The sequence below is a fragment of the Segatella asaccharophila genome (assembly GCF_054687055.1).
This window is the reverse complement of the sequence record NZ_BAACAN010000017.1, coordinates 50966-67555: the sequence shown is the minus strand read 5'-3', so window position 1 is coordinate 67555 and position 16590 is coordinate 50966. Positions and strand designations below refer to the sequence as shown.

The 16590-nt window shown below is 43.3% G+C and carries 11 protein-coding genes and 1 pseudogene; 2 read left to right on the top strand and 10 right to left on the bottom strand.

Going from position 1 to position 16590, the window contains the following annotated elements:
* The 4 genes from ACYRYG_RS09945 to ACYRYG_RS09930 form a co-directional block, all read right to left on the bottom strand.
* A partial coding sequence (locus ACYRYG_RS09945; RefSeq protein ID WP_460198069.1) for a family 43 glycosylhydrolase occupies nt 1–1130 on the bottom strand: 1130 nt, incomplete at its 3' end.
* Nucleotides 1131–1230: 100 nt separating this feature from the next.
* Nucleotides 1231–1965 carry a hypothetical protein gene (locus tag ACYRYG_RS09940; protein ID WP_460198068.1) on the bottom strand — a complete coding sequence of 245 codons (735 nt, stop codon included), beginning with the start codon at nt 1963–1965 and terminating at the stop codon, nt 1231–1233.
* A 140-nt stretch (nt 1966–2105) separates the two neighbouring features.
* On the bottom strand, nt 2106–2660 hold the full coding sequence (locus ACYRYG_RS09935; RefSeq protein WP_460198067.1) for an RNA polymerase sigma-70 factor: 555 nt from the start codon (nt 2658–2660) through the stop codon (nt 2106–2108).
* A gap of 345 nt (nt 2661–3005) precedes the next feature.
* Entirely contained in the window at nt 3006–5009 is a 2004-nt protein-coding gene (locus ACYRYG_RS09930; protein WP_293431263.1) for an OPT family oligopeptide transporter, read from the bottom strand.
* A 125-nt stretch (nt 5010–5134) separates the two neighbouring features.
* Here ACYRYG_RS09930 and dusB point away from each other — a divergent pair, with 125 nt between their 5' ends.
* On the top strand, nt 5135–6169 hold the full coding sequence (dusB, locus tag ACYRYG_RS09925; RefSeq protein WP_293431266.1) for a tRNA dihydrouridine synthase DusB: 1035 nt from the start codon (nt 5135–5137) through the stop codon (nt 6167–6169).
* 48 nt (nt 6170–6217) lie between these two features.
* Here the strand turns inward: dusB and ACYRYG_RS09920 are convergent, their stop codons facing one another.
* The 4 genes from ACYRYG_RS09920 to ACYRYG_RS09905 all read right to left on the bottom strand — a co-directional run bounded on the left by ACYRYG_RS09920 (nt 6218) and on the right by ACYRYG_RS09905 (nt 13142).
* On the bottom strand, nt 6218–8176 hold the full coding sequence (locus ACYRYG_RS09920) for a heavy metal translocating P-type ATPase (RefSeq protein ID WP_460198066.1): 1959 nt from the start codon (nt 8174–8176) through the stop codon (nt 6218–6220).
* A gap of 254 nt (nt 8177–8430) precedes the next feature.
* Nucleotides 8431–10665, bottom strand: coding sequence for a glycoside hydrolase family 3 C-terminal domain-containing protein (locus ACYRYG_RS09915; protein ID WP_460198065.1), 2235 nt, complete (start codon nt 10663–10665; stop codon nt 8431–8433).
* A 155-nt stretch (nt 10666–10820) separates the two neighbouring features.
* Entirely contained in the window at nt 10821–11960 is a 1140-nt protein-coding gene (locus ACYRYG_RS09910) for an aldose epimerase family protein (RefSeq protein ID WP_293424374.1), read from the bottom strand.
* A 114-nt stretch (nt 11961–12074) separates the two neighbouring features.
* Nucleotides 12075–13142, bottom strand: a complete 1068-nt coding sequence (locus ACYRYG_RS09905; protein WP_460198064.1) for a glycoside hydrolase family 2 TIM barrel-domain containing protein — start codon at nt 13140–13142, stop codon at nt 12075–12077.
* A gap of 85 nt (nt 13143–13227) precedes the next feature.
* On the opposite strand from ACYRYG_RS09905, the pseudogene ACYRYG_RS09900 reads away from it, so the two are divergent.
* Nucleotides 13228–13503: pseudogene (locus ACYRYG_RS09900) on the top strand (transposase); the annotation flags it as partial.
* A 148-nt stretch (nt 13504–13651) separates the two neighbouring features.
* Here the strand turns inward: ACYRYG_RS09900 and ACYRYG_RS09895 are convergent.
* Together ACYRYG_RS09895 and ACYRYG_RS09890 are read right to left on the bottom strand one after the other, a co-directional pair.
* Nucleotides 13652–14419 (bottom strand): glycerophosphodiester phosphodiesterase family protein, encoded by a 768-nt coding sequence (locus ACYRYG_RS09895; RefSeq protein ID WP_293424372.1) that lies wholly within the window; start codon nt 14417–14419, stop codon nt 13652–13654.
* A gap of 255 nt (nt 14420–14674) precedes the next feature.
* On the bottom strand, nt 14675–16579 hold the full coding sequence (locus ACYRYG_RS09890; protein ID WP_293424370.1) for a RagB/SusD family nutrient uptake outer membrane protein: 1905 nt from the start codon (nt 16577–16579) through the stop codon (nt 14675–14677).
* Between the last annotated feature and the right edge of the window lie 11 nt (nt 16580–16590).

Genomic DNA, 16590 nt, shown 5'->3' with positions numbered 1-16590 from the left:
ACAAAATAGGAATTAGCATTGATCAACACATCATACTTGTTATTCATCAAGCTCTCTCCTTCCTTGTCAACATAAGGACCAAAAAGAGAGGCTGATCTGCCACAAACGACCCTGTAAGTACTGTTCACGCCATCACAGCAAGTTCCGTTTGAACCGAAATAGTAATAATAATTTCCTCGTTTGAACACATAAGAGCCCTCATAGGCAGTTCCAACGATTTGTATCGCCTTTGAGCCCTCTTTGACCTGTAATCCATCATCTGTTAGTTGTATGGCATAGATGCCATGAAAACTCCCCCATATCAGATATTTTTTTCCATTATCTTCAATATAACACGGGTCAATGGAATTCTGCACTCCCACTTCATTGCTTGTAAACAATTTCCCGAGATTCGTGAAAGGGCCTTCAGGAGAATCAGCAGTAGCAGCCCCGATCCCACAGCCCCACTCTCCTCCCCAGACAGACATGGCATAGTACAAGACATACTTACCATTAATGTGTTCTATATCCGGGGCCCAGATTCCACCACCCGAGACAAACGTTGGTCTAGTCTGATCCGTAAAGACCGTCCCAATCTGTTTCCAGTGTATCATATCTTCAGATTTCATTATCGGAACATTATGAATATCCTCAGTAGCATAAAGATAATAATTACCATTCGCTCTGATTACCGTCGGATCAGGCAGACTCGTATCTACAACAGGATTCTTATAGTAGTTTTCTGAAAAAGTAACATTGATTTTGGTGTTAGCCGTTACCGTATTTTCATTGCCTGCTATGCCAATTGTCAAGGTCAAAGGAACAGTTATACTATCTGACAATCCCATCTGTGTAACAGCATCATCCAATTCTTTCTCTGTGATGCCTAATGTTCTATCATTGGAAGAATTTTTGCTGTCATCATTTAACGTATAAGTAATGCCGTTAAACCTATTGGAAAGCGTAAACTGGTAGGAAGGAACCTCTACATCAATCCACCGTATCGTTAAGGCAACAGAATCCGTAGGTGAATTTTTTGAAATCTGCACGTCATAAGAAGAATACTCTATTCTGATTCGCTTATTAGACGTACTGATTGTGTTCCCATTCGAGCAACTATAGATCAAAAGGCCGAACAGAACAATAAACATTAATTGTTTTTTATTCATGGTATTAGAAGAATATAAAATAATTTGGTATGGTTTTTATAATATGTACTTTTCAAGTAACACCTAAATATATGATACAACATTAGTGTCCACTAAAAACCAGTGGATATGTTTGTAATTTATTAGGACATAGAGTTTTAGAGAGAAAAACAGATGGTGACGATTTGAATTGACTATCTTTGCGTATCATAAACAAATCAGTTATTCGATGAACACCGGAAAATATATATTCTCTCAACTTATAGAGTTCCTGCCTCAAAGAGTTTTCGACAGAATTGTAATGAAATACGAAGGTAATAAATACGTAAAGCATTTTACTTGCTGGAATCAGCTGCTTGTAATGATGTTCGGACAGTTGAGCAATCGTGACAGCCTCCGTGACCTGGTCAATATTATTACTGCTCACTCCGGTAAGACCTACCATCTTGGATTTGGCAAGAACGTAACGAGAAGCAATCTTGCAAAAGTCAATGAACGGCGGGAACCTCAGATTTTTGAAGACTTTGCTTGCAGCTATACGGACTATCTTTTTCCAAAGAGGAGTAATCGAAATCAATACAGCAGATTGTGGCATATTAGATAATTGAGATTTTGAAATATGCTTATGGAAACGTTCTATAGCTGCTTTTACATCATGATGTGTATGATCACTTATCACATTGTGAGAAAAAATAACTTCACGGACATCACAGACATACTTTCTATGGGCCTCACTTTGATGAGCCCAATTTTCCAGTCGTGAAAAATCCCCTTCTGTAATGGTTCCCTTCACGAAAGCATTTATAAGTACCTCTATTTCTTGATTGATGTTCTCCATGTGATTCATGACTTTACTAAATAGATCTCTTTTTTGAAATCTAGGGTAGTCAGAATCACATTTATTTTCGAATAAAAAAGATAGTTAGTTATAACTCTCTATTTCTCTGCATGCATAGAAAGAAAAATAAGCAGGAAAATCTAGGGGGCAATTACTTGTGATAATTGCTTAATGGCATTCTTAATATGATATTTCACTGTATTGACAGAGATACCGAGGCTGACTGCAATTTCAGAATACTTCTTTCCTTCAAATCGGCTCATACGAAAAACCTTCTGACATTCATCCGGTAATGCATTAATAGCATCTATCAGTTGCTTCTCCATTTCTTTTTCGATAATCCAGCCTACAGGATGGCTTTCATCACAAAGATAATCATTGAATTGTAGCCCTTCGGAACTGAGACTGACAGCCTTCATTGTGCTCTGATAAGCAGAGGAGCTGATCGCCTTCAAACTATTATTGCGGACAGCACGTAACAGATAAGCCCGAGGAGACAGAATCTCTAATGTGTCATGAGTATCCCAGATATGGAAAAATACATCATCTACAACCTCTTCAGCAATTTTGGAATTGTGAAGTAGTTGGGCAGCAAAACGGCATAGTGGTTCATAATACTTATGATACAACTGTTCAAACGCCTTTTCATCGCCCTGTTTGATACGATTGATTATCGTAAAATCAATTTTATCCATTCAGTTTTCTGTCTGTCTATGTTTTTACATGATACAAAGTTACAAACATACACAATTTTTTCAAGACCTTCTCTGAGCAAATTAAAAAAATCAATGAATCATATTAAAGATTGTTAACAAGAGAAGTGATCTTTATTTTCTGTCGATGCAAGGATCATAAAATCTTTTCACACATCAAAAAGGAATACAATATTCTTATATTGAACTTAATACTAAGCGGTTGCAAAGAAGAAAATATCTCCACGATTTGAGCACCTTAACTTCAATAATAAGGAGACATTATCTTCTCAGAAATTCACTTCTTACTTATGTATCCGAACATTATATGCTTGATCATACGGATTATCATTTTAAGTTCTTTGAGCCTTTCTTTGCTGCCTTTACGAAGTAAATCATCAACAAAATATAAGCAGCCAATGAAGCAAATTCTGACAATGGATTCGTCCACCATGTATTTGCTATCGACCATTTCGCCCCGAAGAAGGTGAGCAACGCGCTGACAACTCCCATCAAAGCGCCACCGGCAATAAAACCACTGGCAAGAAGAGTTCCTCTTTCTCCACGTGCTTTATTTATAGCTTTATCCTTTGAACGGGAAGTAACATACCAGTTCAATGTTCCCCCAACCAATAAGGGAAGGTTTAACTCTAGCGGGATGAACATTCCTAAAGCGAAAGCAAGCGCTGGTATATGACAACGATCAAGGATTATTGCAATAACGGCTCCAATTGCATATAAAAGCCAGGGAGCGCCTACTCCATTCATCAGCGGATCAATGACAGCTGCCATCGCATTCGCCTGAGGTGCAGCTAATTTACCACTTGTAAAGCCATAAGTCTGATTAAGCAGCATCATTACTCCTCCAACAGTAGCAGCACTGACCAATGTCCCAAGAAACTTCCATGTCTCCTGTTTCTTAGGAGTTGTACCCATCCAATAGCCTATTTTTAGGTCCGTAATAAAACTTCCAGCCATAGACAAAGCCGTGCACACGACACCACCCATCAAAAGAGCAGCCAGCATCCCGGCCGGTCCTTTAAGTCCTACAGCCACCATAACTACTGAAGCCAGGATAAGGGTCATCAAGGTCATACCCGACACAGGATTACTCCCAACAATAGCAATGGCATTTGCAGCTACAGTTGTAAACAAGAAGGCTATAATAGCCACAAGCAAAATACCCACGACAGCAAACAGGAGATTACCATGCATTACACCAAACAGGAAGAACCCAAAGGTAACCAAAAGAGTCACGACAGTACCAATTATAATAATCTTAAAGGAAATATCCCGTTGTGTACGTTTGACTTTTACATTACCACTATTTTTCCCTTTCAGCTCTCGTCCTGCAAGGGAAACAGCACCTTTGATGATACTCCAACTCTTGATAATCCCCAAGATACCAGCCATAGCAATACCACCAATACCTATACTACGCCCATAATCACGAAAAATTTCCTCTGGGCTCATCGCTCCTACAGGAATCGTAATTGAGGGATCCCACATATTCAATACTGTATTATGGAAAATAACGCCCATTCCCGGAACAATCAGCCACCAAACAGCTACTGAACCTAAACAGATAAACAGCGCATAACGTAATCCGACAATATAACCCAATCCTAATACTGCCGCTCCTGTATTCACTTTGAAGACTAATTTTGCCTTATCTGCAATCGTCTGTCCGATACCGATAACACGACTGGTAAAATTCTCATTCCACCATCCGAAAGTAGAAACAATAAAATCATAAAGTCCTCCGATAATACCGGCCTGCAGTAATGGCTTGGCTTGTCCGCCCCCCTTTGCACCACTTACCAGAACTTGGGTCGTAGCCGTAGCTTCCGGAAAAGGATATTTCCCATGCATATCACTGACAAAATATTTACGAAATGGAATCAAGAACAAAATGCCCAATATTCCTCCTAAAGCAGAAGCCATAAATACTTTAAGAAAGGAAGTCGTCATAGTGGGATATTTGGCCTGTAAAATATAAATGGCCGGCAATGTAAAAATAGCACCGGCAACCACGGCACCAGAACAAGCTCCAATACTCTGTATAATCACATTCTCACCTAAGGAGTTCTTACGCTTTGCAGCCGTTGAAACACCGACGGCAATAATCGCAATAGGAATAGCCGCTTCAAATACCTGTCCAACCTTCAATCCCAGATAAGCAGCCGCTGCAGAAAACAGGATTGCCATCAAAATACCCCAAGTCACTGACCATGCATTAACCTCAGGATAGGCTTTATCCGATTTCATAATAGGGGTATATTCTTCCCCCTTTTTCAATTCTCTGAATGCGTTCTCAGACAATTCAACCTTTTCTTTTTCCGTATTTTCCATTTTATTTGCAAGTGATTATGAACGGCAAAGTTAGCCAAAACCTAAGGAAAAAACAAATCAGGATTCATTTATCTGACGATATTCTTATGACATCTGTTCGAAAATGATTAATTTTGCAATGAATTATGAAAATAGGAAATATCGAATTAGGTTCCCGTCCTCTTTTCCTCGCCCCGATGGAAGATGTAACGGATATTGGCTTTCGCAAACTCTGTAAGCGTTACGGCGCAGCAATGGTTTATACAGAATTCATTTCTGCTGATGCTCTCGTCCGTTCTATCAAACCAACTCTTAAGAAAATGCAGATTGATGATGACGAACGACCGGTAGGTATTCAAATCTATGGAAAAGATGTAGATTCTATGGTAGAAGCTGCCAAAATCGTAGAGCAAGCTCATCCGGATGTGATTGACCTTAATTTCGGATGTCCGGTAAAAAAAGTCGCAGGAAAAGGAGCAGGAGCAGGGTTATTGAGAAATATCCCCCTGATGTTAGAAATCACGAGAGAGGTCGTCAAGGCTGTACATACTCCGGTTACGGCTAAAACACGTTTAGGATGGGACCAAAACAATCTCATCATTACCGAACTGGCAGAACAGTTACAGGACTGTGGTATCCAGGCACTGACGATCCACGGTCGCACACGCAGTCAGATGTATACAGGGGAGGCCGACTGGACTCTGATCAAAGCGGTAAAGGACAATCCTCATATTCATATTCCAATTATTGGAAACGGAGACATTACAGGCCCGGAAAAGGCACAGGAAGCTTTTGAGAAATATGGAGTGGATGCTGTCATGATTGGCCGTGCCACATTCGGACGTCCTTGGATATTCAAAGAGATTCATGACTTTATGGACGGAGGCATCACAAATGGACATCAGCCCCTAACATTGGATGATAAGATTGATATACTGGAAGAGCAACTCCACATCAACGTAAGCCGAATAGATGAATACCGTGGCATCTTGCATACCCGGCGCCATCTGGCAGCCAGTCCACTATTCAAGGGCATTCCGGATTTCCGGCAGACTCGCATTGCAATGCTACGAACAGACAAGATGGAAGACTTGCTTGCTATACTTGAGGATTGTAGGACGCGGCTGAAAGAAAGTGCATCTGATAATACAACTGAAGATGAAAAGACAGAAAGTATTTAAAGTAGATCCAAAATCTACATTAAATCTGCTTCCATCATCAATTACTCGTTAAATATTCGCTTTTTCATAAATATTTCTGTCCGATTCTGTAGAATTACTCAATTGATCTTTATCTTGTGAAATATTGATCACTTGAGCAGAATATTTATACTTTCTGTCAAAGAAAATACGTGTAGCATTCAGCACAGCTAATAATGCCACTCCTGAATCAGCAAAAACAGCTTCCCAGAGATTAGCTACTCCGAAGAGACCAAGAATCATCACAAGTATTTTAATTCCAATCGCCAAGACAATATTCTCATAGACGATACGATGTGTACGTCTGCCAATATGTATGGCTTCAGCCACTTTTGAAGGTCTGTCATCTTGAATGACAATATCTGCTGTTTCAATCGCCATATCACTGCCCAGTGCTCCCATTGCCATTCCAACATCACTTAACGCGATTACAGGAGCATCATTGATGCCATCACCGATAAATGCGACCTTCTTCCCCTGTTGTTGCAAAGTACTAATGTGAGAGACCTTTCCTTTCGGAAGTAAATCGCCATACCCACTGGTCATGTTCAACTGCCCGACCACTTTAGTGACCAATTCCTGTTTATCTCCAGAAAGCATCTCTATATCACTTATTCTTTCTGAACGCAATCTATTAACAGCCTCAACCGCATCTTCTTTCAGCGTATCAGCCAGGAGGAGATGGCCCTTATACTTTCCGCCCTTAGCCGCTATGACAATCGTCTCGGGAACTGATTGTAATTCTTTCGGATAATCAATATGATAATAATCCAGAAGTTTTGTATTTCCCACCAACCAATTCTGGTATTCCAAACCATATCCTGCCAGATTCTTTGCATCTACAGCTACAGACACAGGATGATATCTTAAGATAGCTTGAGCTATCGGATGATTACTGATTTTCTCCATTGCTGCGATCTGGTCCAGATCCTCCTTCAGGAGCCCCTCATTTTTCTGAACCTCAAACTGGCCAGTGGTAATCGTTCCGGTTTTATCAAAAATCACCGTATCAAGTCTTGCGACAGCATCCATATAATTGCTTCCCTTAAAGAGAATACCACGTTTAGAAGCAGCCCCTATTCCTGCGAAATAACCCAGTGGAATGCTAATTACCAGAGCACAAGGGCAACTGATCACCAAGAAAATCAGTGCACGGCGGAACCAGTCACTGAAAACGTATGAGAAAGGAAAAATCAAACTGATTATCCAAGGTAACAATATGGTCAAAAGAGCTAAACCCATTACAACGGGCGTATAGACATGAGCAAATTTATGAATAAAGAGTTCTGTAGGCGCCTTACGCTCCGTAGCATCCTCTACCATTCTCAAAACTCTGCTTATTGCCGAATCGACAGCGGGGCGAATCACTTTTAAACGAACAACTGTATAGGAAGAAATCATACCCGCAAGAACTTCTTTCCCCACCGAAATCTGACGAGGTACAGATTCTCCAGTTAATGCAGCTGTATTAAAAGCTGCCGATGAATCTACAAGAATTCCATCAAGAGGAACTCGCTCACCTGGCCTTACTTCTATAACATCTCCTACTTGTACCTGCTCAGGAGTCATCTCCATACTTTTGCCTTCCCTTGATACCCGGGCATGGTCAGGACGGAAAGCTACCAGACTCTTAATATTATCTTTTGCCTTATCCACTGCACGATCCTGTAACTCCTCACCAATGGAATAAAGCAACATCACAGCGACAGCTTCCGGATATTCACTTATAGCAAAGGCACCTATAGCAGCAATGCTCATCAGCATGAACTCACTGGAATAATCACCATGCATAATGCTTTCAACAGCTTCTTTCATTACAGGAAGACCTACCGGCAAAAAAGCGATAATATACCAGACAAGTCGAAGGTATGGAATCTGAATCCATGCCACATGACTCACTGAAAGGACCAACCCTGCTATCAACATCACGGAAGAAAAGGCAAGGCGAACCCAGGCACTCCGCTGATCACTACTTTTTTGTTCATCCATAACTTTACAACTTTTATTTTCTGTTGCAAAGGTAGACAAATAGAAGTGCAACTGAGTTGCAAAGTTAGTCTCTACCTTATCTTTACCTACTTATGATGACTCGGAGGAACAAGGGAAGTTAAAAGACCTATATCAGATATAAACCAGTATGCCCCTACAGACCAGGACTAACGATCACCCACTAGAAAAATGTGGGACTTCTTCCATTGACAAAGCCCCACCATAAATCAATATTGTCTACCTTAACCTAAACACTAAATCAATTTAAAAGATAATTTCAAAGGCAGACAATCAGACGCATCACCTACCAACACCTCAAAATCACCCTTCTCCGCTTTCCAGCCATTGGAATTTTCATCCCAAAAACTCAAGGCTGAACGATCAATGGTAATAGAAACATCCCTGCTCTCTCCGGCTTTCAGGAAAATCTTACGAAAACCTTTCAGCTCTTTATACGGACGATCTACGCTACACCGGTTTTCATGAACATAAAGTTGGACGGTCTCAGCACCATCCCGCTTACCAGTATTCTTCACACGGACCTTAAACGTAATCGTTCCATCAGGAGACATCGATTGAGCTGAAGCCCGTAAATCGGAGAGTCTGAAAGTCGTATAACTCAAGCCATGTCCAAAGGCGAACAATGGATGGATATGAGCATGGTCTACCCAACGATAACCTACATAAATCCCTTCTTTATAGGTTTCATCGATAATCTGATGGTCTGGACGCCAGATGCCAGGATAAGTATTTAACCGATGTGCGCCTACATCCTCTAATGATGTCGGCCAGGTAAAAGGCAGTTTTCCTGAAGGATTCACCTTCCCGGTAAGCACATCAGCTATCGCATCACCGGCCTCAGAACCCAGATACCAGGCCTGGACGATAGCTGGCACCTGATTTTTCCAAGGCATCGCCACCGCATTCCCGGAAATATCCACAAAGACAAAGTTCCTGTTAGCCCGTGACAAAGCTTCAACCAGTTTATCCTGGCCATAAGGAAGTCCGTAAGAGAGTCGGTCATGCCCCTCACAATCCTGATGATCACTCTTGTTTAGTCCACCAAACAGGATTACGGCATCAGCACCTCGGGCCTTTGCTACTGCATCAGTTATCAACTGACTTCCACTGCGGTGTTCTACCAGACTCTGACCGGTGGTCACTCCATTGTATGAGCCTGTCGTGTCACCGACATAACCACGCTCATATTCCACCATAAGACTAGGATTCAATTTATGAAGAGCTTTCTTCAAACCGACCAACGGTGAGATTTCCCTCTGTACTTTCAAAGAAGAAGAACCTCCCCCCACCGTCATCATTTTGATCGCATTCTCACCTACAACGAGAACTCTATGAATCTGATGAACCTTCAGCGGAAGTACTTCCCGCTTATTCTGAAGCAACACAATACCATCGTCACCCACTTTTCGGGCTGTAGCATAATGATCCTCCGAACAAAGAAATCCATGTCCACGGTCTGGAGCCATAGTTGTACGGAAGAACAATCGTAATACCCGACGGACTTTATCATCCAGTTCTTTCATCGAATATTTCCCTTCCAAGATACCCTCCTGATAGGGATCAGCCAGATAATAATGATCATAAGCATTCTTCGTTCCGGCAGTCAGGCCATTCGTCCAGGTCCCGAATTCCATATCCAGTCCATTCCTCACAGCCTGATCAGTATTATGCACGCCTCCCCAGTCACTGACGACAACCCCATCAAAATGCCAGTCATGCTTCAAGATCTGATCCAAAAGATATTTGTTCTCACAGTTATGTTCATTCTTATAGAGATTATAAGAACCCATAACTGCCCAGGCATGTCCCTTCTTGACAGCCGCCTCAAAAGCAGGAAGATAAATCTCGTGTAGGGCTCGGTCACTGACGATAACATTCACATTGAAACGATTCTCCTCATCGTTGTTCAACACAAAGTGCTTGACACAAGCAGACACTCCATTAGACTGCAAACCCTGGATATAAGGGACATCCATGGAAGAAGCCAGATAAGGATCCTCACCCATAAATTCGAAATTCCGTCCTCCCAATGGTGTACGATAAATATTGACCCCTGGTCCCAAAATCATATCCTTACCCCGATACAACGCCTCTTCACCCAAGCTCTTCCCATACTGGCGAGACACCTCCGGATCCCATGTTGCTGCCAGGCAAGTCAAGGCTGGAAAAGCGACACAGGAATCATTACTCTGACCAGCCTGTTCCCACTCGTCCCAAAGCACATCAGGACGTACACCCATAGGGCCATCATCCGTCCAGAAATCAGGAAGTCCCAACCTAGGGACACCAGCTGAAGAGAATTTACTTTGAGCGTGGATAACCCGGATCTTCTCCCTAAGGGTCATCCGGGACAAGGCATCTTCCACTCTCTGTTCAATGGAGGCCGAAGTATCCAGATACACTGGAGTTTGAGCATACACCGATCCCCCAAAAAACAAAAAGATCACAATCAGTTTTTTTATTTTCATCATTTCATTATGTTAACGTTCCAGCCACCACCTTTATTTTTTAGTAACCATAACCACATCATTAGCACATCCATTCGTTAAATCCACCGTAAAGACATACGTATCATCTCCTTTCAGTCTTAATCCGTCCACTTCTCTGATCTATCAAGCTTCTTTCATTTCTCTACAGAAAATCTATAAAGGGAAGTCTGACGATAAACTTCTCCGGGTTTCAGCACGGTACTTGGGAAATTCTTATGATTCGGGCTATCCGGATACTTCTGGGGTTCAAAAGCAAAACTCTCCCTATATTTCATGAATTTTCCATTACTGCATTTCACCTTGCCATTCATAAAGTTGCCACTATAAAATTGCATACCAGGTTGATCTGTAAAGATCTCCATCACCCTTCCAGTAAGGGGATCAGCTACCCGTACCGCAAGTTCTATGGCTCCTTTTTTACGCTTATGCAAGACCCAGTTATGATCATATCCATGAGCAAACGTCAACTGCTGGTCAGACCGGTTAATATCTCGTCCGATCACTTTAGGCTTTCTGAAATCAAATACAGATCCGTCAACCGTCTGTATTTTTCCGGTCGGAATCATATATTGGTCGATAGGCGTAGTGGAATCAGCCCGGATCGTCAACAGGTTATCCAGAATCGTCCCGTTGCCTTCACCTTTCAGATTATACAGGACATGACTGCTTAAATTGACGACCGTAGGCTTATCTGTCGTTGCCCAATAGTTGATTGTCATCTCATCATCATTGACATCATACTTCACTCTCACCTTCAGATTGCCGGGGAACCCTTCTTCTCCGTCTTTAGAAAGATAAGACATCACGACAGAGCGGTCATTGACGGAATCCACATGCCAGACTACCAGATCCAGTCCTTTCAGCCCCCCGTGCAGGGTCTGGCCATTGTTGTTGATCGGCAAATGATAGGTCTTTCCATCCAGGGTAAAAGTCCCTTTGGCTATCCGGTTGGCATAACGCCCGACTATCGGCCCCAGGAATCTCTCGCCTTTATTATGGATATAGCTTTCGATATTGTCATATCCAAGCACGATGTCAGCGTATTTTCCGGCCTTATCGGAAGTCCATAGTGAAACAACCCTCGCGCCAAAATTGGTAATCTGAACATAGATCCCGGATTTTTCGGAATGCAGGGTATATAGCCCTACCTTTCTCCCCACCAGGGTTGTATCGAACTTGTTCTCACTGAATAACCCCACATCGTTTCTGTGCGTGCAAGAGTACTGGCCAAGCAGGATCGTCAATACGATCAAACCTCCTAATAGTTTCTTCATATCATTATCATTTATCTCTTATTTGTTTTCTACCTATCTGACTGACAAATTGAGATGACGCCATCAATCCGGTCCAAGCCGTTGAACCATTTCTGATCATACGTCAACACGATATCAACGGCGGGTCAGACTCTTGATCGCTTTTATCTCCCGAGGGTCAAAAGGCGTGCCATCCTGCCGGAAAATATCATGGAACCAGACCTTGGGTTCCTTGACATCTGGCAAAGGCGTGTTCCAGGCGAAAATGGTATTGGTCTTTCCGGAAACAAAGCCCCAGTTGATTGCGCCTACATGACTGTCTTTCAGCACCGGCATGTTCTTCTCAAAAGTACTGCCATTAGGCCGGGCCATATATTCAGTACATACCAGCGGACGCTTAAACTGGCGCAGGGTATCTATCACATGCTGGAGGACCGCAGGCTTCGCATAGCAATGGAAGGTGATTATATCTGAATGGGTACTGATGAAATGATTAATCTTCGGACTGTCAATCCATATCCCGGCTGTCAACGGCTGGGAGGGATTCACCTCACGGGCATACTCAAAGACTTTTTCCAGCCGGGGTAACGAACTGTCTCCATAACCCGAATTTCCTGGCTCATTGTACAGATCCCACATCAATACCCGCCTATCATTCTTGAAAGTTCTGAGGATGTCCTGGACGTATGCCTTCATAAAGGGATACAAGACGGTCGTATCTGCACGAAGGCTTTTCATGGGATCCTGGACCCATCCGGAATTGTGAACCCCGGGCTTAGGCGCCGGCTGGCGGCCATAACTGGAAACAGGATTCCAGCAATCATCAAAGAAAACAAAGAAAGGGCGGATCTTATGTTTCTTACAGATGTTCAGGAAATTATTCATGCGATGTTTCATTCCTGCAGGATCATGCTGCCATACCACACTGCTGAGAAATACCCGAAGCGTGTTGAAGCCAAGGCTTTGTGCCCATGTGAGTTCCTTATTGATCTGAGGAGCATCATACGTGTCTGCACTCCACATCTCTATCTGGTTAATGGCCGTTGCAGGAATATAGCAGCAACCCGCCAGCCAGGGTTGAGACGAGTACCATGTGTCAACCTTAGATACGGTCCATTGGCTGCCTGCTTGTGCACTGACAGTCACCGAGACACATAGTGAAAAGAAAGTCACAAGGAACAATAAAATTATTCTCTTTTTCATTTTGATAAATTATAAAATTATCTTAGCATTTAGAGTACTCTACTCCACTGATAATGCCAACCAAATTAAATAGGATTCGCTCCGATGTTTCAAGCGTATTATAGAAGTAAATACAGGCTCAACGAGTACAAACACAAAGCCCGTTCCGGAGAGGGAATCAGGTATCGAACCTGAGGTTGTCTTCGGGCAGATGAAATACGATATAGCATACACACGTTTTATACGCTTTGGAAGATACAAGGTCATAATAGACTTTGCTTTCTTTACCATAGCCTTCAATCTGAAGAAAATGTGTGTAGGAATAAGAGTAGGTATGAAAAATCCATCTTTCTTCATTTATCGCACAAAAAACCTATTTTAACTTGTTTAAGACAGATCATACTATAACCTCATGAACAATGGAAAAATCGCAGCTTGACAGTAAATAGCAAATATAACTGAAGGAGGGGGACAGAAAAGAGGATGTGTCTTTTGACATGCCCCTTAAAATTAAAAGTTAGTTGAGATTTCTATTTGCACAGTTTCAGTGCTTCTACAGGTTTGTTGGTCGTTATAAAATCAGCACCGGCCCTGATAAAATCCTCCATCTGGTTCAGGTCATCTACTGTCCATACATTCACGGTCATACCCAATTGATGTGCCCCGGATATATAGTCAGGATGTCCGGCATAAACCATTTCGTTGAAATCAATGCCGGTACATCCCATAGCCTTGCATTGCGCAGGGGTAAGGTCACCATCCAGGTATGAGATCTTTGTTCCGGCAGAAGTATGGCGGGCAAGGTATTGACAGGCATTCTTGCTGAAAGAAATGTATTCTACCTGTCTTTCCATTCCTTCCTGTTTTACCGAGCTGAGTACGGAATCGATACAACGGTCCTCTGCTTCATTAGTGATATGTGCCTTAATCTCACAAATCAGCTGTGTCCCGTTTAATTTTCTGCCAGCCTGGAGATACTGCCTGAAAGTAGGGAGTCTTTCTCCATTGGACAAGGTCTCCTTTTTAAGTTTTTTATAACTGGCCAGTTCTATATTCGTCCCGTCCGGGAGGACACGGTCATGGTTTACCATGACAACGCCGTCTTTTGTGATATGAACGTCAAATTCAGAACCGTAAACTCCCAGACGATTTGCTCCGTTAAGGGATGTGATCGAATTCTGTGCTGATCCGGCAGGTGTCCAATAGCCACGATGCGAGATTACCCGGGTCTGTGCGGAAGCTCCTGCTGCAAGCATCAGAGAAGCTGCCAGAAACATTAATTTCAATTTTCTATACATTATTTTTTGTTTATATAATATAAACTGTTGTTGTCAGATAGGGTTCGCTGAATGGCATTCATCAGATGGCTCTGATGATTTTTCCATTTCAAATTTACTGACTTCCTGTTGACCGGCCAAACATTACGTGGTATATCTTCTTGATAATCAGTGAAATAAACGTTAAAATATCTGTTCGGCGAACCCTGAATCAACTTTCCCGTCTGAAGTTTCAGATGGGAAAGTTTAAAGGCCTGTTCCTGATTAATGATAAAATCAATATCCCGGGTTCTGAACCAGATTTGGATCGATCTGGATCTGGTCCAGAGGGATAGCCAGCCAATAGTTTTTCGGAGCCTCGAAAACACGCGTCCCGCCTTCTTTCATGTCCTTCAGCTGGTAAAAGTCCTTAGCCGTTTTTCCTGCAAGGTTCCATGCCTTCTGGTAGCGCATCATCTCCTTATCGGCTATTTTCCATCTGCGTATGTCATGGAAACGGCGGCCTTCCATGGCAAGCTCTATCGAGCGCTCGTCATGCAGGACCTGACGGAGCTGGTCACCGGCCGGGATTCCCCCGGCTTTTGCCCAGGAGTCCTGGAATGTGGGAAGTCCGCAGCGGGCACGGATCTTGTTCAGGTAGATAAGGCTCTGGTTACTGAGCGTACCGTTGTATTCAAAGTCTGCTTCAGCATAATCCAGGTATACCTCGGCCAGGCGTATGATCGGGAATATGTAGGAGCTGTTGGTGTATGTCTTCTTGTTCCAGTCATAGGAATCGGCCTTGGAAACCCATTTCTGGCAGTAATAGCCGTTGTCCGACTGGTATTCGTGACTGACATTCCCATCGTTCTGCTGCATCTCGCCACGCCGGCATTTGAGGGTGACCGTCCCGCCCTGGATTTCATAGGTACCCCTGTCATAACCGATGGATGCGTAAAAACGCGGTTCCCGGTGCAGGTGAAAACAGGCCGTACTATCCCCGTTGGGAAGCCTTACGACAGAATAGGGATTCAGATTCTTCGTTTCCGGATCAACATTCCATGGCAGTCCGTTATCCGTATAATACCGGCTGATGCAATCCCATGTCGGTATGAGGTATCCGCGGAACCCTTCTCCGGAATAACTGTTTGTCCCTATTCTTGGAGCCATGTTCTTGATGTCATACGAGACCGTTCCCTGATCGGCTATGCCGAAAAGCGTTTCTTTCATGTTATCCAGATTGAATGTGCCGGAGGCCCCTACGAACGCATAATGGTAATTGTTCTTTCCGGTAGTGGCATCTGTTGCTGCCCCCCCGTAAAGCTGGTAGCCGTTAGATTCGCAATAGTCTATGGCGTCTTTGGCTGCATCCATCGCCTTTTTCCATTTCTCCTTGTCATATGTCTGGTTGATCAGGTTCGTGCCGTCAGGATTCTTGAAATTGGCATAATATTCACTGTTGCCGTTGACCAGAGGCGATGCGGCATATAGCAGGAGACGGGCCTTGAGGGCCAGGGCGGCAGCGGCGGTAGCGCGGTTCATGTTGCTGGGATCCCACTGGGCCGGAAGCAGCTTGGCGGCTTCAGTGTATTTGTCTGAGATGAAATCGACGCATTCGTCGTAGGTATTACGCGGCAGGTTCATTTCGGCAGGAGAGGTGTCTGCCGCCATTTCCTTTTTCACCAGGATGATTGGCCCGTAATATTCCAGCATGATCTGATGATAATAGGCAATTAAGAAGAGGGCCTCACCCTTATAGTGGTTCAGCGCATCCGGGTCAATGCCCGGTACCTTGCCGATGTTGTTCAGTACGTTATAGCAATAGCGGATTCCCTTCCAGATCAATTCGGTCTGCACTCCGGTAGGATAGGACGCGGCAGAATTGCTCCACAACGAGAAATAGGTTGAGGTGGGTGATTCCAGTCCGTAAAGCAGGCTCTTGAAGTGGAAATACCTTACGGATCCATACCACCCCGTCATCAGGTCATTGCCCGCAGTCCAGTCAGGGAAGGATTGTGGTTGAAAATAGTTTGGAATTTGAGAGTAACAGGAAAGTACCATCTTCTCCGCGGAGTTCTGCGTCTTGTAGATGTCGTCGATCGTAGCCGAACTTTTGGGTACTACGTCCAGAAAATCGCACGATGATAAGGTAGCGGACAGTAAAAGTGTAACCGTTAAAAATGTAATGTATTTATTTTTCATGACTCCAGTGA

Coding starts and splice junctions, on each gene's coding strand:
- ACYRYG_RS09940 (WP_460198068.1), bottom strand. CDS start 1,965: ATGGAGAACATCAATCAAGAAATAGAGGTACTTATAAATGCTTTCGTG.
- ACYRYG_RS09935 (WP_460198067.1), bottom strand. CDS start 2,660: ATGGATAAAATTGATTTTACGATAATCAATCGTATCAAACAGGGCGAT.
- ACYRYG_RS09930 (WP_293431263.1), bottom strand. CDS start 5,009: ATGGAAAATACGGAAAAAGAAAAGGTTGAATTGTCTGAGAACGCATTC.
- dusB (WP_293431266.1), top strand. CDS start 5,135: ATGAAAATAGGAAATATCGAATTAGGTTCCCGTCCTCTTTTCCTCGCC.
- ACYRYG_RS09920 (WP_460198066.1), bottom strand. CDS start 8,176: ATGGATGAACAAAAAAGTAGTGATCAGCGGAGTGCCTGGGTTCGCCTT.
- ACYRYG_RS09915 (WP_460198065.1), bottom strand. CDS start 10,665: ATGAAAATAAAAAAACTGATTGTGATCTTTTTGTTTTTTGGGGGATCG.
- ACYRYG_RS09910 (WP_293424374.1), bottom strand. CDS start 11,960: ATGAAGAAACTATTAGGAGGTTTGATCGTATTGACGATCCTGCTTGGC.
- ACYRYG_RS09905 (WP_460198064.1), bottom strand. CDS start 13,142: ATGAAAAAGAGAATAATTTTATTGTTCCTTGTGACTTTCTTTTCACTA.
- ACYRYG_RS09895 (WP_293424372.1), bottom strand. CDS start 14,419: ATGTATAGAAAATTGAAATTAATGTTTCTGGCAGCTTCTCTGATGCTT.
- ACYRYG_RS09890 (WP_293424370.1), bottom strand. CDS start 16,579: ATGAAAAATAAATACATTACATTTTTAACGGTTACACTTTTACTGTCC.